The sequence below is a fragment of the Brachybacterium sp. AOP3-A1-3 genome (assembly GCF_052378285.1).
Classification (GTDB): Bacteria; Actinomycetota; Actinomycetes; order Actinomycetales; family Dermabacteraceae; genus Brachybacterium.
The window spans coordinates 1-20,002 of sequence record NZ_JBQSXM010000014.1; the positions used below are offsets into that span (position 1 = coordinate 1).

A 20,002-nucleotide genomic window follows, 5' to 3' on the forward strand; every position below is an offset into this window, starting at 1 on the left:
CCGCACCCGGGGGGGCCCCCCGCCCACCGCCCCCGCCCCCCCCGCCGCACGACGTGGCCGGCTCCCGGACGCACGTCCACGGGAGCCGGCCACGAGTCCTACTTGCTGAAGCCGGCGGTGAGCCCGCTGATCAGCTGGCGTCGGCCGGCGATGTAGAGCACCAGGATCGGCAGCGCCGAGAGCATCACGGCCGCGAGCACGGCCGGGATGTTCGTGGTGAACTCGCCCTGGTATGCCCACAGCGACAGCGGCAGCACCCGCATCTCGGAGCTCTGCGTGAGCACCAGCGGGAACAGGAACCCGTTCCACACCTGCAGGGCGTCGTAGATGCCGACGGTGACGATCGCGGGCTTCGCGAGCGGCAGCACCAGGCGGCGGAACATCTGCATGTCCGAGGCGCCGTCGACGGTCATGGACTCGTACAGCTCCTTGGGCACATCGCGCAGGAAGTTCGTCAGGATCAGCACGGTGATCGGGATGGCGAACGCGACGCTGGGCAGGATCAGCGCCCAGAGGGTGTCGTAGAGCCCCAGCTGCACGATCAGGTAGTAGATCGGGATGATGGTCGCCTGCAGCGGGATCGCGATGCCCATGAGGAACAGGCGCTGGCTGAAGCGGGCCATCCGGGTGCGGCTGCGCACGATCACATAGCTGGCCATCAGGGAGGACACGACCACCGCCACGACGGTCACCACGGTCACGATGACGCTGTTGGTGAAGTAGCGCAGGAAGTCGTTCTCGAGCACGTAGCGGAACGGTTCGAGGGTGAACTCGCTGGGCAGCGACAGCGGGTTGGAGCTGAAGTAGTCCTCGCGCGGGCGGATGCTGGTGATCACGATGTAGTAGATCGGCACCATGATGACCAGGAGCCAGGCGAAGCCCAGGACGCCGCCGAGGACGTTCGGATTACGGGTTCTCATCTCAGGCGCCCTCCATCTGGCTTTCCATCTTGTCCGCGCCCGAGACCTTGTTCAGCCCGAGGGAGAGCAGCAGCCCCACGACGATGAGGATCACGGCGATGACGCTCGCGGGTCCCATCTGGTACGAGCGGAAGCCGGTCAGGTACATGTCCAGCGGGAGCACCCGCGTCGCATTGCCGGGACCGCCGCCGGTGAGGATGAAGATCAGGTCGAAGTAGGTCAGCGAACCCACCAGCATCAGCGTGGAGCTGGTGACGATCGTGTACTTCAGCTGGGGCAGGGTCACGGTGAAGAACTGCCGGGTGCGCCCGGCGCCGTCGAGCGTGGCCGCCTCGTACATCGACGTCGGGATCTGTCGCACCCCGGCCTGGTAGAGCAGGGAGTGGAAGGGCACGAAGGACCAGGAGATGACCATGATCAGCGTGTAGAACGCCAGGTTCGGCGAGCCCAGCCAGTCCTGCTTCAGGAAGTCGGCGTTGAACGCTCGGGACAGGCCGAAGTTCGGGTCCAGCAGGGCCTTGAAGGCGATGCCGGTCGCCGCTGCCGAGAACAGCAGGGGCAGGAAATAGAGCACCGAGAACGCTTCGCGGTAGCGCTGGTGACCGGCCATGAAGGCCCCCAGCAGCAGGCTCAGGGGGAACTGCACGACGAAGCTCAGGGCCGTCATCAGGAAGGTCAGCTTCATCGCGTTCAGGGTGACCGGGTTCTGGAAGACCGAGAACCAGGCGTCGAAGCCGGCGAACGACGGGGTGCCCAGGCCGTCCCATGCGAAGAACGACAGCACGACCACGCCCGCGAGCGGCAGCAGGGCGAAGACGCCGAAGAACGCCAGGGCCGGCGCCAGCATCCAGTTGCTCGGCGCGGTGCGCAGGCTCTTCCGAGCGGAGGAACGGGGGGACGCCCCCGGGGAGGGCGCGCGGCCCTCTCCGGGAGCGGACGGTGCAGCGGGCTTCGAGGCGGCGGGCCGTGGTGCTGGGGACTGCGCCGCGGTCATGAGTCCAGGGTCGCGTTCATCGCGCTCACGAAGTCGGCCGGCTTCTTCTCACCGAGGAAGATCTGCGAGAGGTTCGTGAGCAGCTCCTGGGCCGGGGCCGCGGGCAGCGCCTGGTCCCACGACAGCTGGAAGTGCGGAGCGTTGGTCACCATGTCGTAGGCGAAGGACAGGAACTTCCCGTCGTCGAGGTCGGGGAGCTTGTCCTCGAGATCCTTGACAGCCGGGATCGCGCCCATGCCCAGGAAGCTGTCCACCATGTCCTCGTTGAGGTTGAACTCGTTGAGGTACTTGATGGCGAGCTCCTGCACCTCCGGGTCCGCGTCGGCGGAGACGGACCAGAAGTTGGCGGGGTTGCCGACCACGTTGGCCGGGTCGCCGGTGCCGCCGTCGGCCGCGGGGAAGTTGAGGAAGCCGAGCTTGTCGCCGGCGACGAAGTCGGGGGCGTCCTGCTTGAACGTCCCGTAGACCCAGCTGCCCTGCAGGAGCATCGCGGCCTGGCCGGTGTGGACCAGGGCCGCATCGGCGCCCGCGTCCGCGGCGACGGATCCGAAGCTCGAGCCGAAGGCGCCGGCGTCCACCAGCTGCACGATCGACTCCAGGGCGGAGGTGATCGCGGGGTCGGACCAGGCGTCGGCCTCGCCGGCGAGCACCTTCTCGAAGACCCCTTCGCCGCCGATGCGGTCGGTGAGGTACTGGATGTACATGAGCTCGGGCCACACGCTCTGGCCGGCCAGGGCGATCGGGATGACGTCCGCCGCGACGAAGGTCTCCACGGCGGTCATCAGCTCGGCCCAGGTGGTGGGAGGGGTGACGCCGTGCTTGTCGAAGAGCTCGGTGCTGTAGTACAGGACCACCGGCTGGGTGTCGTTGTTCGGGACGCCGAACTGCTTCCCGTCGACCTCGCCGACCTTGGCGATCGAGTCGATCGAGCGCGAGAGGATGTCGTCGACCTTGCCGGTGAGGTCCACGACCGACTCGTTGGCGACGTAGTCCTCGAGCGTGCCTCCGGCCCAGTTGAAGATCAGGGTCGGCGCGTTGCCGGAGCCGATCGAGGTGCGGATCTTCTCCTTGTAGGAGTCGTTCGCGAAGAACTCCACGGAGAACGGGTCGTCGGGGTTCGCCTTGTCCCAGGCGTCGAAGGACCCCTGGTAGGTGTCCTGCTTGGCGCCGGTCAGGGCCCAGACGGACAGGCTCGATGGCGAGCCGCCGCCACCGGCGGGCTTCTTGCCGCCGCTGCACGCGCTGAGGGTGACCAGGGCGGGTACGGCGATCCCGAGGCCGGCGAGAGTCGCACGGCGGGTGACAGGCTTCATTGCTGCTCCAGTTCGCAAGTTCGGCGACAACGCCGAAAAGATTTCGGAAACTTCTGTCGAGAGTGTCACGGTATGCCCGGCCGCACTGTCAGGTCAAGCCAGTACCAGGCACCAATCGAACACCGAAAGCTGAATGAAAACACGTCGAGATGTTGACGGCATGAAAAAGCCGACGGTCGCTGTCCCGGAGGGGGCGACGACCGTCGGCAGGTGCTGTGTGCGGCGCGGGGCCGCGCGGGGTCAAGCGCCGGGCGCCCGCAGCACGCGGGCCTGTTCCTGGGCCTTCAGCGCCAGCTCCACGGCCTTGAAGGCGTGGTCCTGGGTCATGGCGTTCTCAGTGCGGTGCAGGACGTCGAGGATGAGCTCGCCGAAGAACGGGTAGCCCACCTTGCCGGTGGCATCGATGCGATGCTCGCCCTCGCCGTCGACCAGGATCACCTGGCCGCCGCCGTTGTCGGTGGTGACGTCGACGTACTTGCGCAGCTCCATGTAGCCCTCGGTGCCGAGGATGAACGTACGGCCGTCGCCCCAGGTGCGCAGCCCGGCCGGGGTGAACCAGTCCACGCGCACGAAGCCGGAGGCGCCGGAGGACAGGGCGATGTGGGCATCGCCGTAGTCGTCGAGCTCCGGATGGTCCGGGTGGCCGAAGTTGCCGATCGAGCTCGAGAGGATCTCGGCGTCGTCCGAACCGGTGAAGGTGAGCATCTGCTCGAAGTTGTGCGAGCCGATATCGGTGAGGATGCCGCCGTAGCGAGCACGCTCGAAGAACCAGTCCGGGCGGGTGGAGGGGTCGCCCATGCGGTGCGGGCCCATGCCCTGGACCTGGATGACCTCACCGATCGCCCCGCGGTCGATGTACTGGCCGGCGAGCACCGCGGCCTCGACGTGCAGGCGCTCGGAGTAATACACCATGTACTTCTTGCCGGTGCGCTCCACGGCGGCCTTGGCCTCGGCCAGCTGGTCCAGGGTGGTCAGCGGGGTCTTGTCGGTGAAGTAGTCCTTGCCGGCCTCCATGACGCGGATGCCCAGCGCGGCGCGGTCCGCGGGCACGGCCGCGGCGGCGACCAGCAGCACCTCGTCATCAGTGAAGATCTCCTCTTCGCTGCCGGCGATCTGCACCCCGGGGAACTGCTCGGCGAAGGCGTCGGCCCGTTCGGGCTGGGGGTCGTAGACCCACTTCGGGGTGCCGCCGGCGCCGATCAGGCCCTGCGTCATCCCTCCGATGTGGCCGTGGTCGAGATGCATGACGGCGAAGACGAACTCGCCGGGCTCGACGACAGGCTTCGGCATCGCAGCGGGGGCGTAGTTGGCTCCTTCGGAGACAGCCATGGGGGTCCTTTCAACGGGGTGGTCAGGAAGAGTGGTGGCGGGGTCGGGAGCCGCTGTTAGGAGGAGCCGCCCACGGTGATGGCGCCGTCCAGCGCACCCACCGAGGCGCTCTTCTCGAAGAAGTGCGGGGCCCGCTCCACGAGGGTGCCTGAGCGGTAGTAGGGGTCCTCCGGGGCGAGGGGCAGATCGACGGTGCGGCGCTCGATGGCGGAGGCGTAGATCGCGGTGACCAGCTCGACCGCCCGTCGGCCGTCCTCGCCGGTGATCATCGGCTCCGTGCCGGCCTCGATCGCGGTGATCACGTCGCGCAGCTGGGCGGCGTGCCCGGTGTGCTCGAGCGGCGGGACCGAGGCCGCGAAAGCCTCGAGCTCATCGGTGAGCGGGGGATTCCCGTCCGGCGTGGGGAAGCCGTTGGGCTGGGCGGTCTCGGCGACCACCTCCCACGGCTGGGAGACACGCGCCCGCTCGCCCTGGACCACGATCTCCTGGCGCTGGCCGTGGTGCACGACCGAGCTGGTCAGCTCCGCCAGGCCGCGCTCGTACTGCAGGATCGCGACGGAGAGGTCCTCGACCTCGGCGTTGGCGTGGGCGGCGTTGGTCATCATCGCGACCACCGCCTGCGGGGTCCCCAGCAGCCACAGGGCGAGGTCGATGTGGTGGATCGCGTGGTTCAGGGTGCAGCCGCCGCCCTCGGAGGCCCAGGTGCCCCGCCACCACAGGTCGTAGTAGGAGGTGCCGCGCCACCACTCCGAGGCGATCCGGGTGTGGGCGACGGGGCCGATCTTCCCGCTGTCGAGCACCGCCTTCAGCCGCATCATCTCGGTGCGGAACCGGTTCTGCGCGATGGCCGAGAGCAGCTTCCCGCTACGTCGCTGCGCCTCGAGCATCGCATCGCAGTCCTCGAGCGAGGGCGCCATCGGTTTCTCGACGATCACGTGCACGCCGGCCTCGAGCGCCTGCACCGTCACGGGTCGATGGGCCGACGGGGGAGTCGTCACGGAGACGAGGTCGAGATCCTCGGCCGCGAGCAGCTCGCCGACGTCGGCGTAGGTGCGGGCGTCGACGAGACCGAAGCGCTCGCGGGCCTCCTCCGCCTTCTCGACGGTGAGATCGGCCAGGGCCACGACCCGCACCTGATCGGCGGCGTCGAGATAGGCGCGGAGGTGGGCGTCGGCGATGGAGCCAGTACCGATGACAGCGACATTGAGCATGGGTGATGCCTTTCCAGCAGGGGGCATGCTGTGAAGTGTCCTGCACCACGCCCCGTGCGGCAGGCATGTGCCGGATGTTGCCAGGGACCGGGGCGCTCTGGGGAACGCGCTTGCTACCGTTCTGACGTGGACATCTTCTCCCAGACCTGGTCGGCCCTGTGCACCGCGGTCGCCGCCCTCCCGGACGAGGCGTTCGACGAGCCCTCCGGCTGTCGCGGCTGGCGGGTGCGCGACCTCGTCTCCCACCTGGTGATCGACGCGCAGGATCTGCTGATCACCCTCTCCACCCCGGCGGACACCGCCCCCACGCACGACGCCCTCAGCTACTGGACGCCCTCGGCCACCCCGCCGGACGGCACCGCCCCCGGAGATGCGCTCGTCGTACGGCTCGCCGCGGCATACGAGGACCCTGCCCTGCTGCGCGCACATCTCGACGACCTCGGCGCCGCCGCAGGCCGGGCCGCGCAGCTCGCCCATCCCGAGCTGCCGGTCGCCACCCAGGGGATGACGCTCACCGTGCGGGACTACCTCGGGGCGTACGTCCTGGAGGCGGTGCTGCACCACCTGGACCTGGCCGCGCATCTCCCGTCCGTCGGCCTCCCGAGCACGGAGAGCCTGGCGGCGGCCCGCGAGATGGTCGAGCGCCGCCTGCGGGTCCGGCTGCCCGCGCGCTGGGAGGACGCCGACGCGCTCCGCGTCGCGACCGGACGGCGGCCCGCCACCGCCGAGGAGCGCGCCGAGCTGGACGCGCTCGGTGCGAGAGGCCAGATGCTGCCGCTGTCGTTCGGCTGAGCGCGCACCGTCGGCCGTCCCGTCGTCGCCTCGTTCTGCCGTGCCGTCGTCCCGTCGTCTCGTCGTCGCCTCGTCCTGCCGTGACCTCTTCTCGTCGTGACCTCGGACATCTCCGATTCCCGGGCGGGCGGGCCGCGACTATCGTGGAGGGCCACTCCACACTGCGGTGCCCGCGCTCCACGCGCACCGGCCCGGTGCGCCCTGCCGGGCCCTGGAAAGGTTCACCGTGATCGACGTCCTCGAGGGGAGCCCGCTCCTCACGCTGTTCCTGGTCGTCGCCTCGGGAGCCGTGCTCGGAGCGATCCCCTTCGGCCGCGTGCGCTTCGGCGCCGCCGGCGCCCTGTTCACCGGCCTCGCCCTCTCGGCGGCCGCCCCGCATCTCGGCGCCGGGATGGACATCGTGCAGTCCCTGGGCCTGGCCCTGTTCGTGTACACCGTCGGGATCTCCGCCGGCGCCGCGTTCTTCAGCTCTCTGAGCAAGCAGCTGCCGCTGCTGGCCGCCGCCACAGCGAGCACCGTCCTCGCCGCCGTCGCCACGATCGTGCTGAGCCGCCTGCTCGGCCTCGCGCAGGACCTCTCGCTGGGCCTGTTCACCGGTGCGCTCACCGCCGCCCCGGCCCTGGATGCCGCCGGTCGCGTGACCGGCACGTCGGCCCCGTCGGTCGGCTACGCCTTCGGGTATCCGATCGGCGTGATCGTGGGGATCGTGCTGGTTTCCACCGTGGTCTCCCGCAGCTGGCCCGGCCGCAAGGACACCCCGGCGCTCGCCGGGACCAGCCTGGACTCCACCACCGTGCGGGTGCTGCATCCGGTGAACCTGCGCGACGTCCCGCAGTGGCACGAGCAGCAGGTGCGCTTCTCCTACCTGCGCCGCGACGGCCGCGTGCGCGTGATCGTGCCGGGGGAGGACCTCCTGGCAGGTGACGAGGTGGTCGCCGTGGGCATGCCCGAGGCGGTCGATGCCGTCACCGAGGTGCTCGGGGAGCGCAGCGACCGCCACGTCGCCCATGACCGCTCGCTCGTGGAGTTCACCCGCCTCACCGTGTCCAACCCCGATCTGGCCTCGCGGTCGATCGCCGAGCTGAACCTGCCGGTGCGCTTCGGGGCCGTGGTCACCCGCGTGCGGCGCGGCGACCTCGAGCTGCTGGCCCGCGACGACCTGGTGCTCGAGCCCGGGGACCGCATCGCCGTGGTCGTGGACCGCTCCAAGCTCGACGACGTCCATGCGCTGCTCGGAGACTCCGACCGCAAGGCCAGCGAGCTCGACGTGCTCTCCCTGGGCCTCGGGCTGGTGCTCGGCTTCGCACTGGGCCTGGTCACCCTGCCGATGCCCGGCGGCGGCAGCTTCTCCCTGGGGCCTGCCGCCGGGCCGCTCCTGGTGGGCATGGTGCTGGGCGCCCTGCGCCGCACCGGTCCCGTGGTGTGGGCCCTGCCCGGCAGCGCCAACATCACGCTGCGCCAGCTGGGCCTGCTGCTCTTCCTCGCCGGCCTGGGCCTGACCGCAGGGCCGGATGTCGCCGCGGTGCTCACCTCGCCCGACGCGTGGCGGGCCGCCGCGCTCTCGGCGATCATCGCCGTGCTGAGCTGTGTCGTGCTGCTGGTCGCCGCCCGCTGGATCCTGGACCTCTCCGCCCCGCGCGCGGCCGGCGCCGTCGCCGGGTTCCTCGGACAGCCCGCGGTGCTGGATGCCGCGAACTCCAAGAAGGCCGACGAGCGCATCGAGACCGCCTACGCCACGCTCTTCGCCTTCTCCATCGTCGTGAAGATCGTGCTGGTCCCGGTCATCTGGAACCTCTGAGCGGTCGCAGCGGCACGGCCTGGCACATAGACCGTGCCGCTGACGGACCAGATGCTCAGGCGGTGACGCGGACGTCCTGCAGCTCGACTGCCTCGGGACGGGCCACGGTGCTGGCGACCTCGACGCGGGCGCCGCTGCGCGCCGATTCGAGCACCGCGTTCATCACCTCGAGCACGTGCTGGCCGAGCTCGCCGCTGGCTCGCAGCGCCTCGCCGCGCACGGCCATGTCCTGCAACCCGATGCCGCGCGCGACGCCCTCGTAGCCGCCGGTCACGGGCAGGGTCTCCCAGTCCTCGCCGCCCAGCCGCTTGACCTCGACGTCGCCGTCGAAGCGGTTGGGATCCGGCACGGCGAGCGAGCCGGTGGTGCCATGGACCTCGATCGGATGGGCCGCGGTCGCGACGCCGTCGAAGCTCATGATGAGCGTGGTGAGCGCGCCGCTCTCATGGACCAGCACGCCGGTGACGTGCGTTTCCGTGGTGACGGGGATGATCTCGCCCTCGCGGGGGCCCGAGCCGATGGTGCGCTCGGTGCGCAGGCGGCTGCCCGCCCCGATCACCTCGGCGACCGGACCCAGCAGGGTGACCAGGGAGTGGATGTAGTACGGACCCATGTCCAGCAGGGGGCCGCCGCCGGGCACGTAGTAGAAGTCCGGCTGAGGGTGCCAGCGCTCGTGGCCCGGCGTGACCATGGTGGCCACGGCCGCGATCGGGGTGCCGATCTCGCCGGCGTCGATCGCGACCCGGGCGGTCTGGGTGCCGGTGCCGAGCACGGTGTCCGGCGCGCTCCCGGTGAGCACCCCGGCCTGGCGCGCCGCAGCGAGAACCTCGGCGCCCTCCTCGGTGGTCACCGCGAACGGCTTCTCCGAGTAGACGTTCTTCCCGCCGGCGATCGCCCGCAGGTCCACGTCGGCGTGCGCCGCGGGGATGGTGAGGTTCAGGACCGTGTCCACCTCGGGGTCGGCGAGGAGCTCGTCGACGCTCAGCACGCGCACACCCTCCCGCCCCTCGGCGGCGGCCTCGGCGCGGGCGGGATCGAGATCCGCGACCGCGACGAGCTGCACGTCCGGCAGCTCGTCGAAGCTCGCCAGGTACTGCCGGGAGATGACCCCGCAGCCGATCATGCCGATGCGCATCGGCGCTGCCGCCGCGCTCATCGGGTGGCTCCGTGCGCATCGTCCGAGCGCTCGCCGCCCTGTGCGGTCGCGGCGTGTCCGCCGGTGCGGTGCTCGCCGTAGGGTTGCTCGCTGCCGCGCGCCGCCCACAGCAGGCCGCGCTCGATCACCGTGCGGACGTTCGGATCCTCGAGCACCTCGACGCGGTGGCCGGGGGTGGAGACGAAGATCCGGCCCTCGCCCCACTGGCGCGTCCAGAGCGCGGGCGACGTGATGGGACGGTTCCACGCATCCCACTCGCGCACCTTCTGCGTGGTGGTCGCGAGCACGTCGATGTAGTCGTCGCTGAGCACCCAGTACTGCTCCGTGACCAGGTCGAAGTCGCTGATGCCCTGGGTGATGGGGTGCTCGGCGGCGGCCGGCAGCATGGTCACCGTGTAGGGCACGTAGTTGTCGGCCTGTTCGCCCGTGCGCTCATCGGGGTGCTTGCCCGGGTGGCAGCCGAACTGGCCGCCGATCAGGGTGAGGTAGTCGGAATTGTTGCGGTAGGAGTCGGCGATGCCGCCGTGCCAGCCGGCCAGGCCGGTGCCTGCCTCGACGGCCGCGCGCAGCCCCTCGAACTCCTCCTTCTCGATGGTGTTCATGGTGTTGCACTGGAGGATGAGATCGACCGTGGCCATGTACTCGGCGTCGGCATAGACCGCGGGAGAGTCCTCGATCCGTACCGTGAAGCCGTTCTCCTCGAGGAAGGGGATGAACAGGTCGGTCGCCTCGACCGGCTGGTGCCCGTCCCAGCCGCCGCGGACCACGAGGGCCGTGCGGTCGCTCGGCGGGGCGACGACGAAGGTGCTGGTCGAGGCGGTCGTCTGGGGGTCTGTCATCGGGTGCGCTCCTGCGACGTGGTGGTCTGTGAGGTCTGTGCGGTGGTGTCGGGGGCCGACGGGTCGACACCCCGCCAGCGGGAGCCGTCGGCCGAACTGGCCTCGACGGCGGCGAGGACGCGCTGCACCTGCAGCGCCTCCTCGAAGGAGGGGGAGGGGTCGGTGCCCTCGCCGATCGCCCGCACCAGGTCCGCGATCTCGTGCGTGAAGGTGTGCTCGTAGCCCAGGCCGTGGCCCGTGGGCCACCAGGCCGCGGCATAGGGATGCTCCGGCTCGGTGGTGAGCACGCGGGTGAAGCCCTGCCGGCCGGCGTCGGCCGTGGCGTCGTAGATCTCCAGCTCGTTCATGCGCTCGAAGTCGAAGGCGATCGATCCCGTCGAGCCGTTGATCTCCACGCGCATGGCGTTCTTGCGGCCCTGCGCCATGCGGGTCGCCTCGAAGGAGCCGAGCACCCCGCTGTCGAAGCGGGCGGTGAACAGGGCGACGTCGTCGACGGTGACCTGCTGGCGCTCGCCGGAGAGGTCGCCCTTGCCGCCGAGGCCCTGCATGTCCCCGGCGGCGGGGCGAGTGGGGACGACGGTCTCGAGGATGCCGGAGACCGCGCTGATGTCCTGCCCGGAGATCCACTGGGCGAGGTCGATGATGTGGGCACCGATGTCGCCGAGCGCGCCGGAGCCGGCCTTGTCCTTGTCCAGGCGCCAGGTCATCGGGGCGTCGGCGTCGGAGAGCCAGTCCTGCAGGTACTGGGCCCGCACCTGGCGGATCTCGCCCACGGCGCCCTCGGCGACGAGCTGGCGCGCGTAGGCCAGCGCCGGGGTGCGGCGGTAGGAGAAGCCGCAGATGCTGCGGATGCCGCGGCTGCTCGCCTCGGTCGCTGCGGCGGCCATCTCCGCCGATTCCTCGACCGAGTTGGCGAGCGGCTTCTCGCACAGCACGTGCTTGCCGGCGGCGAGGGCGGCCATCGCGATCTCGAAGTGTGTGTCACCAGGGGTGCAGATGTCGATGACGTCGATCTCGGGATCCTCGACGAGGTCCTGCCACCGGGTGGTGGTCTGCTCGAAGCCGTAGCGCTCGGCGGCCGCGACCAGGGCGCTCTCGGTGCGCCCGGCGAGGGTGCGCAGCACGGGGGTCAGCGGGAGGTCGAAGAAACGGTGGGCGGTGCGCCAGGCGTGGGAATGGGCGGCACCCATGAAGCCGTAGCCGACCATGCCGACGCGCAGCGGTCGGGGGGAAGGGGATGGGGCGGTCACTGCTGGTGTCACGACTCCTCGAAGAGCGGATGGTGGGGCGGGACCGGGGCCGTCCGGAACGGGTGCTCCGGACACTCCTGGCGGCCGACGAGCAGGTGGCGCAGGGTCGTGGTGGTGGTCTGCGCTCGGTGTCGACGGTGTCGACGGTGACTCGGAGAGGCCTCGGGGCGAGGCGGACCGGCCCTGGTAAGGGTCTTTAACTTATAAAGGGAACGGCGGCGGGTCAAGAGCGGCTCGCGCCATGGCGCGGCCGGGACCGGGCCCGTCGTCGGCGGGAGTCAGGTCATTTGCTGGAGCCGGCCGTCATGCCGCTGACCAGGTACCGGCGACCGAAGGCGTAGAGCAGGATGATCGGGATGGACGAGAGGATCACGGCGGCCATGACCACCGGGACGTTCGTGGCGTACTCGCCCTGGAAGCTCCACAGCGCCAGGGGCAGCGTGCGCTTGTCCGGGCTCTGGGTGAGGATCAGCGGGAACAGGAAGCCGTTCCATGACATGAGCGCCTGGTAGACGGCCACCGTGACGATCGCCGGCTGGCAGATGGGCAGCGCGAGGCGCCACATCTTCTGCCACTCGGTGCAGCCGTCGATGTCCATCGCCTCGAACAGCTCGCGCGGCACGTCCCGCAGCGCGTTGGAGATGATCAGGACGCTCAGCGGCAGGCCGAAGGCGATGCCCGGCAGCATGAGCGCGACGAGGGAGTCGTACATGTGCATCCGGATGATCAACAGGTAGATCGGGCCGATCGTGGCCTGCACCGGGATAGCCAGGCCCAGCAGGAACAGGCTCCGCACGGGGCCGAAGAAGCGATGGCCGCTGCGCACGATCGAGAACGACGCCATGAAGGCCATCCCGACCAGGGGGATCACCGTCCCGAGCGCCACGAGCACGCTGTTGAGCAGGTACATCGTGAAGTCCGCTTCGAGCACCGCGGTGAAGTTCTCGACCGCGAGCTTCGGCGAGGGCATCACCGGGTTCGATCCGAAGTAGGTGTTGATCGACTTCAGGCTCGTGATCACGACGAAGTAGAGAGGCAGGATGGCGATGACCAGCCAGAGCCAGCCGAAAGTGCCTCCGATCCAGTTCCTTCTCATCTCACGCTCCTTCCATCTGGCTGGCGGAGGCATCCTTGCCGCCGAGCCGCTGCACCGCGAGCGCCAGGCCCAGTCCGATGACCACGAGGATCACGGCCAGGCTGCTCGCGACGCCCATCTCGTTGCCGCGGAATCCGGTGAGGTACATGTCCAGCGGCAGGATCCGGGTGGACTTGCCGGGCCCGCCCTGGGTGAGCACGAAGATGATGTCGAAGTAGGTCAGGGCGCCCACCACCATCAGCGTCGAGCTGGTGATCAGCGTGTACTTGAGCTGGGGCAGGGTGATCGAGAAGAACTGCCGCACCCGCCCGGCCCCGTCGATCTGTGCCGCCTCGTACATCGTCTGCGGGATCTGCCGCACGGCTCCCTGGTAGATCAGCGTGTGGAAGGGGATGAACTGCCACGCGATGATCGCCAGCAGCACGATCCACACGAGCGTGGAGTCCCCGAGCCAGTTCTGCTTGAGGAAGCCCAGGTTCAGCCCGCTGGGGATGCCGAAGTTCGGGTCCAGCAGCGACTTGAAGGTGATCGCGATGGCCGCGGAGGAGAGCAGCATCGGCAGGAAGTACATCACCGCGAGGACGTTGCGGTACTTCTGCTGCCCGGCGAGGAAGGTGCCCAGCAGGATGCTCAGCGGGGTCTGCAGCAGCCAGGTGGCCGCGATCATGAAGAGCACCAGCAGCAGACCGTGCCAGGTGGTCTCGCGCGTCAGCGCGTCCTTCCAGCTGACGAGCCCCGTGAACTCGATCGCGCCGATGCCGTTCCATGACGTGAAGGACAGCACCACCACGCCGAGCAGCGGCAGCACCGCGAAGACCAGGAAGAAGAGCAGGGCGGGGAGGGCGAAGAGCACGTGGGAGGTCATCAGTCGCTCCCGCCGCGTTCGCCGGGCCGTCGACGGACTCTCGGCGGCGCCCTGCCCGGGCGCGCGGCGGCGCCCGGGCATCGACGTGACCGCCGTCGGATCGGCGGAGGACACCATGCTCAGGCCTCCAGGGTGGCGTTCATGTTCTCGGCGAATTGCTCGGGAGAGAGCTTCCCGAGGAACAGCTGCTCGGTGTTGACCAGGAGCTCCTCGGCCGCGGTGGGCTGCAGCGCCTGGTCCCAGGACTGGGTGAAGGAGGGGGCGTCCTGCATCGAGGTGTAGACCCACTGCAGGTAGTCGGCGTCGTCGCTCGCGGCGAGGGCCTCGTCCTGGCCCTTCACGACGGGGACCGAGCCGGATTCGATGAGCGCCTCCGAGACGGCGTCGGTCATGAGCCCCTCGGCGAAGAAGGCCTTCGCGACCGTCTTCTGCTCGTCGGTCGCCGTGGAGGACAGCGAGACGTAGCCGGCGGGGTTGCCCACGAGGTTCGTGAGCTCGCCCTTGCCGCCCTCGATCGTGGGGAAGGGCCCGTAGCCGAGACGGCCGTCCTGGACGAACGAGCCGCCCCCGGACTTCATGCCGCCGTAGGTCCAACCGCCGTGGAGCATCAGCGCGGCCTTGTCGGACCACATGAGCGCCTGGTCGGTGTTGGAATCGGCGGCCATGGACTCGAAGCCCTCCACGAAGGCCTTCGCCTCCAGCAGCTCCTCGACCTTCTTCCCCATCTCGACCACGGCGTCATCGAGCCAGGAGTCCGGCTCCCCGGCGGCGATCTTCGCGAACACCTCGGGCCCGCCGACGCGGTCCAGGAGGTACTCGAGCCACATCATCGAGGTCCACCGCGACTGGCCAGCCAGCGAGATGGCGGCGACGCCGGCTGAATGCGCCTTCTCGATGGTGCCGAGGAGGTCCTCCCAGCTCTCGGGGGCGGTGGCGCCGATCTTCTCGAGTACGGTCTTGTTGTGGAACAGGATGATCGGCTGGGCGGCGCCGGTGGGCATTGCGTAGATCTTCTCGTCGGCCGTGGCGGCGGCCCAGACGGACTCGATGAATCGGTCCTTGACCTCGGCGTTTTCGCCGAGCCAGTCGGTGAGGTCGTCGACCTGCTTCTCCTCCGCGTAGGTGCGCAGGCCGCCGCCGCCCCAGCCGGTGATGACGGTGGGCGCCTCACCGGCACCGATCGCGGTGCGGATCTTCTGCTTGTACGCGTCGTTCTGGAAGAACGTCAGCTCGATCGTGCCCTTGTCGAGCTTGTTGAACGCGGTGACGGTGTCCTCGGTGATGCCCTCGTTCGGCTGGCCGCTGAGGGCCCAGTAGCCGGCGGAGTCGCCGCCACCACCGCCCCCGGAGCCCCCGGGGCCCGAGGTCCCGCAGGCGGCGAGGCTGAGTGCGGAGAGCCCTGCGGCGGCGCCCAAGGCGGACCGGCGAGAAAGCTGGATGTTCTTCATGACCTACTCCTGATGTCGACGGTGACGGGGTGCAGCGGCCAGTGGGTGTGACGGGACTCACCGGGGTAAGTGTCGCTAACTTACAAACCGGGGGGCGTGCGGTCAAGACGGGATACGCAATCGATATCCGTGTCGGCGGGAGGAGGGTCGACGGGCCGACCGGGACCGCCGGCCGGGGGAGGTCAGCCGGCCAGGTTCGTCGACCGGGCGATCCAGTCGCCGGGGTGATCCAGGAGCGGGGAGATCGCCGCTCGCGCCGCGCCCCACAGCGCGGGCGCGGCGAGGTCGTCCGAGCGTTCGATGACGATCTCGTCGACCTCGGCGGCCAGGGCGTGGAGGTCCACGGTCTCGCGGATGAACGGGGCGATCTCCTCGGCGATCGGGCCCAGGTAGCCCGAGAGCACCACGGTGGAGAGATCCAGGATGTTCAGCGCGTTCGCGACGGCCAGGCCCAGGGAGCGGCCGATCGTGCCGATCACCTCTGCCCGGTCGGTGCTGCGGGATAGCTCCTCGACCAGCTCGTCGATGAGCACGTCCCGTCGCAGCCCGGCGCGCTCGCGCAGCGCGTGGTAGGACACGTACGCCTCGAGGCAGCCGCGGCGGCCGCAGCGGCAGAGTGCGCCGCCCGGCTCGACCACGGTGTGCCCGAACTCCCCGGCCCAGCCGTGGACGCCCTCGAGCACCTTGCCCTCCAGCACGATCGCCCCGCCCACGCCGGTGCTGCCGCGCACGTACATGAACGATTCGTCGGGCCGACGGGCGATCTCGGTGAGGACCGACAGCCGGATGTCGTTCTGCACCAGGACCGGCACGCCCTCGAGGGCGGGGATGGTCTGGAGCTCGCGCATGAGGGGGACGTCGTCCCAGTCCAGGTTGGGGGCGGAGAGCACGCTCTCCCCATCGGGCGAGATGCGCCCGGGCACGGCGACGCAGACCCCGACCAGTGTCGCCGGGCCCGCCTCGGCCCGGACCTGTTCGAGCAGTCGCGCGCAGGCCTGGACGGCCTCCGGGACGTTGCTCGCCGTGACCTCGAGGTATTCGGTGTGGGAGCTGAGCTCTCCGCCGGCCAGATCGATGCCGAGGCAGGAGATGTGCTCGGCGGCGATCTCGAGCCCGATGCCGAGCACCGTGTGCTGGGCCGGCTGCAGGGGCACCATCGGCCGGCCGCTGCCCTGGGAGACCGGGGCATGCTCCTCCACGAGACCTGCCGTGATCAGCTCTTCGATGAGCTTGGAGACGGTGGGCTTGGTGAGCTGGGTGGAGCGGGCGAGCGTGGCGCGGGAGACGGGGTCGGCCGCGTTCACGACGGCGCGCATGACGAGCGAGAGGTTGTGCTCTCGGAGGTGCGTCGATTGCATGGGGGAGGCCCTTCCGTCGTACGAACCCGCGGCGCCGTCTTGTGATCCGGCGACGAATCGTCGTATGTTAGTAACTCAAACATACTAAGCGGCTCGAGGATGCCCGTTCCGCAGAACTGCTGGATCGGCTCAGGGCATCGTAGTGCGACACCTCGCGCCGTGAGGGATCCCAGACTGCTGTCCGTACAGAGGAGTTCGACCATGACTGCACCCACCCCCACCCGCGACGACAAGTTCTCCTTCGGCCTGTGGACCACCGGCTGGCAGGCCCAGGACCAGTTCGGCGCCGCCACCCGCCCGCCGCTCGAGCTGAGCGCCCACATCCGCAAGCTCTCCGAGCTCGGCGCCTGGGGCTTCACCTTCCACGACAACGACGTGATCCCCTTCGACGCGACCCCCGCGGAGCGCCAGACGATCATCGACCAGCTGAAGTCCGTCACCGACGAGACCGGCCTGGTCATCGAGATGGTCACCACCGACACCTTCGCCCACCCGGTGTTCAAGGACGGCGCGTTCACCTCCAACGACCGCGACGTGCGCCGCTTCGGCCTGCGCAAGGTCCTGGCCAACGTGGACCTCGCCGCCGAGCTCGGTGCGAGCACCTTCGTCATGTGGGGCGGCCGTGAGGGCGCTGAGTACGACGGGTCGAAGGATCTCTTCGCCGCGCTCGAGCGCTACCGCGAGGGCCTGGACACCGTGGCCGGCTACATCAAGGACAAGGGCTACGACATGCGCATCGGCCTCGAGCCGAAGCCGAACGAGCCCCGCGGCAACATCTTCCTGCCCACCGTGGGCCACGCGCTGGCCTTCATCGAGCAGCTCGAGCACGGCGACATCGTGGGCATCAACCCCGAGACCGGCCACGAGCAGATGGCGACCCTGAACTACACCCACGGCCTCGCCCAGGCGCTGTGGAGCGAGAAGCTCTTCCACATCGACCTCAACGGCCAGCACGGCCCGATGTACGACCAGGACCTCGTGTTCGGTCACGGCGACCTGATCAGCGCCTTCTTCACCGTGGACCTGCTCGAGAACGGCTTCCCGTCCAAGCCCGGCGCCTACGAGGGTGCCCGTCACTTCGACTTCAAGCCCTCGCGCACCGAGCACGAGACGGGCCAGTACGACTCGGCCGCGGCCAACATGGAGATGTACCTGATGCTCAAGGAGCGCGCCCTCGCGTTCCGTCAGGACTCGGAGGTCCAGGAGGCGCTGTCGTACTCCGGCATCGACGAGCTCGCGCAGCCGACCCTCGCCGAGGGCGAGTCCCTCGCGGACCTGCTCGCGGATCGCTCCACCTTCGAGGAGTTCGACGCGGACAAGGCCGGCGAGCGCAACTTCGGCTTCGTGCGCCTGCAGCAGCTGGCCATGCAGCACCTGCTCGGCTTCCGCGCCTGATCCGGTGGGGGCGGGGCCGTTCGGGCGAGTCAGCCCGGCCGGCCCCGCCCCGCTCTGCTGTTCCGCCCGGGCCCGTGCGGCCCCGTTCCGCTGTTCCGCCCGGGCCCGTGCGGCCCCGCCTCGCTCTGCTGTTCCGCCCGGGCCACGTGGCGTGGCCGTCGCATCCGGTGTCGGTATGTGTGCATGCTTCCCGTATGCGGGCCTGCCTGCACACATACCGCCAGTCGAGGTGAAGGTGGCCCGTTCTCCCGGGTGGGCTCGGGCACGGCCTGCGCGGCTCGGCCCTCGCATCCGGTGGCGCTATATGTGCACGCTCCCTGTATGGAGGCCTGCCTGCACGCCTGCCGCCCGTCGATGCGCGGGCAGCCTGTTCGTCCGGCGCCTGGATCCCGCAGTTCCCTCCGTTCCCGCCGTTCCTCGAGTGACGCGCGGCGGGTGTCATAGCCTGGTGGGGCAGTCGTAGCGCGCCTCTCGAGCTTTCCGTCCGCCGTCGGACGGCCCAGCGCCGCGACCTCTCGCATGACCACGACGCAGACGACCATTCGGCACTCATGACGCCACCCGCATTCGCGGCCCACCCGCTCCCGACGCCCACGACGCAAAGGACCCCCGATGGCACCCACGGTTCTCGGAATCGACTCCTCCACCCAGGCCACGAAGGCCCTTCTCGTCGACGCGGAGACCGGGGTGGTGCTCGAGGAGCGCCGCGCCGCGCATCCTGACGGCACCGAGGTGGACCCGCGCGCCTGGCTCGACGCGGTCGACGAGGCCGCCGGCCCCCTGCTCGAGCGGGCCGACGCCGTGTCCGTGGGCGGCCAGCAGCACGGCATGGTGCTGCTCGATGCTCAGGGCGAGGTGGTGCGTGACGCGCTCCTGTGGAACGACACCCGGTCCGCTCCGCAGGCCGAGGCCCTGATCGAGGAGATGGGTGGCGCCGAGGCGTCCGTCGAGGAGATCGGCAGCCTGATGGTCGCCTCCTTCACCGCCTCGAAGCTGCGCTGGGTGCGGGACAACGAGAGCGAGAACGCGCAGCGTGCGGCGAGCGTGCTGCTGCCCCACGACTACGTCTCCCGTCACCTGGCCGGCGGGGGAGAGGCCTTCACCGACCGCGGCGACGCCTCCGGCACCGCGTACTACTCCACCCGCACCGAGGAGTGGAAGCCCGAGCTGGTCGAGCTGGCCCTGGGCCGTTCACTCGACCTGCCGCGCCTGCCCGGGTCGCCGCAGGAGATCATGGCACGCACGCCCGGGGGCGCCGCCATCGCCGCCGGCACCGGAGACAACATGGGGGCGGCCCTGGGGCTCTCGCAGAGCGAGGGCGACGTCTCCGTCTCGATCGGCACCTCCGGCGTGTGCGCGATGGTCAGCCCTACTCGTCCGAACGACGCCACCGGCTCGGTCACGGGCTTCGCGGACGCCACCGGTCGCTTCCTGCCGATGGCCACCACGATCAATGCCGCCCGCATCCTCGAGGCCGGCCGCGCCCTGCTCGGCGTGAGCCATGAGGAGATGGCCGAACTCGCCCTGGCCAGCGCGCCCGGCGCGCACGGCGTGACGCTGCTGCCCTACTTCGACGGCGAGCGCACCCCGAACCGTCCCGAGGCGCGTGCGACCCTCACCGGCATGAGCACGTCCACCACCCGGGAGGACATCGCCCGCGCCTACGTTGAGGGCCTGCTGTGCTCGCTGGCCGACGGCATCTCCGCCCTCGAGGACATCACCGGCACCGCAGCCGCCGGAATCACCCTGATCGGTGGCGCGGCCCGCAGCCAGGCCGTGCAGCAGATCGCTCCGGCCATCTTCGGGCGCGCGGTGACCATCGCCCCGGCCGCGGAATACGTCGCCCTCGGCGCCGCGCGTCAGGCCGCCTGGGCTCTCTCCGGCGAGCAGGAGCCGCCGACCTGGGAGCTCACCGGCAGCCGTACCGTCGAGGCGGAGCCCACCCCGGAGGTGCTCGGTGCCTACCGCGAGCTCAAGGACCGCACCGCGGACTGGGCCGCCAAGGGCTGATCCCGGACCGGCGCCGACCGCACCCTGGTACGCCGGCGGCACGACGGCCCTGTGGCCGGCGGCCCGACGAAGCACCCCATCTGAAACTTTCAGGTGGGGTGCTTCGTCGTTCGGTCGCGACATCACTCTGTGACCGGGCATTGACCACCCCCAGGTGCCTGCTCTAGCCTGAGCAGAACCGAAAGTGAACAGAAAGCTTTCAAAAAGTGCCTGAAACTCGAGACGTGC

At 69.9% G+C, this 20,002-nt stretch carries 16 protein-coding genes; 4 read left to right on the plus strand and 12 right to left on the minus strand.

The genetic code is table 11. From position 1 onward, the window contains the following. Positions 1-98: 98 nt before the first annotated feature. The 5 genes from ACT3T5_RS15200 to ACT3T5_RS15220 all read right to left on the minus strand — a co-directional run bounded on the left by ACT3T5_RS15200 (position 99) and on the right by ACT3T5_RS15220 (position 5,794). Positions 99-920 (minus strand): carbohydrate ABC transporter permease, encoded by an 822-nt coding sequence (locus ACT3T5_RS15200; protein ID WP_193118681.1) that lies wholly within the window; start codon positions 918-920, stop codon positions 99-101. Between the two features lies 1 nt (position 921). Beyond that, entirely contained in the window at positions 922-1,767 is an 846-nt protein-coding gene (locus ACT3T5_RS15205; protein WP_444577532.1) for a carbohydrate ABC transporter permease, read from the minus strand. Positions 1,768-1,910: 143 nt separating this feature from the next. Continuing rightward, entirely contained in the window at positions 1,911-3,227 is a 1,317-nt protein-coding gene (locus ACT3T5_RS15210) for an extracellular solute-binding protein (RefSeq protein ID WP_443404179.1), read from the minus strand. A 240-nt stretch (positions 3,228-3,467) separates the two neighbouring features. After that, on the minus strand, positions 3,468-4,556 hold the full coding sequence (locus ACT3T5_RS15215; protein WP_444577359.1) for a Gfo/Idh/MocA family protein: 1,089 nt from the start codon (positions 4,554-4,556) through the stop codon (positions 3,468-3,470). 56 nt (positions 4,557-4,612) lie between these two features. Then, on the minus strand, positions 4,613-5,794 hold the full coding sequence (locus tag ACT3T5_RS15220; RefSeq protein ID WP_444594799.1) for a Gfo/Idh/MocA family protein: 1,182 nt from the start codon (positions 5,792-5,794) through the stop codon (positions 4,613-4,615). A 99-nt stretch (positions 5,795-5,893) separates the two neighbouring features. Here ACT3T5_RS15220 and ACT3T5_RS15225 point away from each other — a divergent pair, with 99 nt between their 5' ends. Together ACT3T5_RS15225 and ACT3T5_RS15230 are read left to right on the plus strand one after the other, a co-directional pair. Next, positions 5,894-6,559, plus strand: coding sequence for a maleylpyruvate isomerase N-terminal domain-containing protein (locus ACT3T5_RS15225; protein WP_444594800.1), 666 nt, complete (start codon positions 5,894-5,896; stop codon positions 6,557-6,559). A gap of 226 nt (positions 6,560-6,785) precedes the next feature. Further along, positions 6,786-8,357 (plus strand): aspartate:alanine exchanger family transporter, encoded by a 1,572-nt coding sequence (locus tag ACT3T5_RS15230; protein WP_444577355.1) that lies wholly within the window; start codon positions 6,786-6,788, stop codon positions 8,355-8,357. Between the two features lie 55 nt (positions 8,358-8,412). On the opposite strand, the gene ACT3T5_RS15235 is transcribed toward ACT3T5_RS15230, so the two are convergent. The 7 genes from ACT3T5_RS15235 to ACT3T5_RS15265 form a co-directional block, all read right to left on the minus strand. Continuing rightward, positions 8,413-9,492: a Gfo/Idh/MocA family protein gene (locus ACT3T5_RS15235; protein ID WP_443336719.1), complete on the minus strand. Its 1,080-nt coding sequence runs from the start codon at positions 9,490-9,492 to the stop codon at positions 8,413-8,415. A 17-nt stretch (positions 9,493-9,509) separates the two neighbouring features. Beyond that, positions 9,510-10,352 carry a ThuA domain-containing protein gene (locus tag ACT3T5_RS15240; protein WP_444594801.1) on the minus strand — a complete coding sequence of 281 codons (843 nt, stop codon included), beginning with the start codon at positions 10,350-10,352 and terminating at the stop codon, positions 9,510-9,512. Continuing rightward, positions 10,349-11,560, minus strand: a complete 1,212-nt coding sequence (locus tag ACT3T5_RS15245; protein WP_444594826.1) for a Gfo/Idh/MocA family protein — start codon at positions 11,558-11,560, stop codon at positions 10,349-10,351. Before ACT3T5_RS15245 ends, ACT3T5_RS15240 begins: the two co-directional genes overlap by 4 nt. Before the next feature lie 325 nt (positions 11,561-11,885). After that, complete coding sequence (locus ACT3T5_RS15250; protein WP_444594802.1) at positions 11,886-12,698, minus strand: carbohydrate ABC transporter permease; 813 nt, start codon at positions 12,696-12,698, stop codon at positions 11,886-11,888. A 1-nt stretch (position 12,699) separates the two neighbouring features. Then, complete coding sequence (locus tag ACT3T5_RS15255) at positions 12,700-13,563, minus strand: carbohydrate ABC transporter permease (RefSeq protein WP_444594803.1); 864 nt, start codon at positions 13,561-13,563, stop codon at positions 12,700-12,702. A 119-nt stretch (positions 13,564-13,682) separates the two neighbouring features. Then, positions 13,683-15,011, minus strand: coding sequence for an extracellular solute-binding protein (locus ACT3T5_RS15260; RefSeq protein WP_444594804.1), 1,329 nt, complete (start codon positions 15,009-15,011; stop codon positions 13,683-13,685). Between the two features lie 182 nt (positions 15,012-15,193). Beyond that, positions 15,194-16,369 carry an ROK family transcriptional regulator gene (locus ACT3T5_RS15265; protein ID WP_444594805.1) on the minus strand — a complete coding sequence of 392 codons (1,176 nt, stop codon included), beginning with the start codon at positions 16,367-16,369 and terminating at the stop codon, positions 15,194-15,196. Between the two features lie 201 nt (positions 16,370-16,570). On the opposite strand from ACT3T5_RS15265, the gene xylA reads away from it, so the two are divergent. Together xylA and xylB are read left to right on the plus strand one after the other, a co-directional pair. Continuing rightward, complete coding sequence (gene xylA / locus ACT3T5_RS15270) at positions 16,571-17,764, plus strand: xylose isomerase (protein WP_444577347.1); 1,194 nt, start codon at positions 16,571-16,573, stop codon at positions 17,762-17,764. 612 nt (positions 17,765-18,376) lie between these two features. Next, positions 18,377-19,774 (plus strand): xylulokinase, encoded by a 1,398-nt coding sequence (gene xylB, locus ACT3T5_RS15275; RefSeq protein ID WP_444594806.1) that lies wholly within the window; start codon positions 18,377-18,379, stop codon positions 19,772-19,774. Positions 19,775-20,002: the final 228 nt, after the last annotated feature.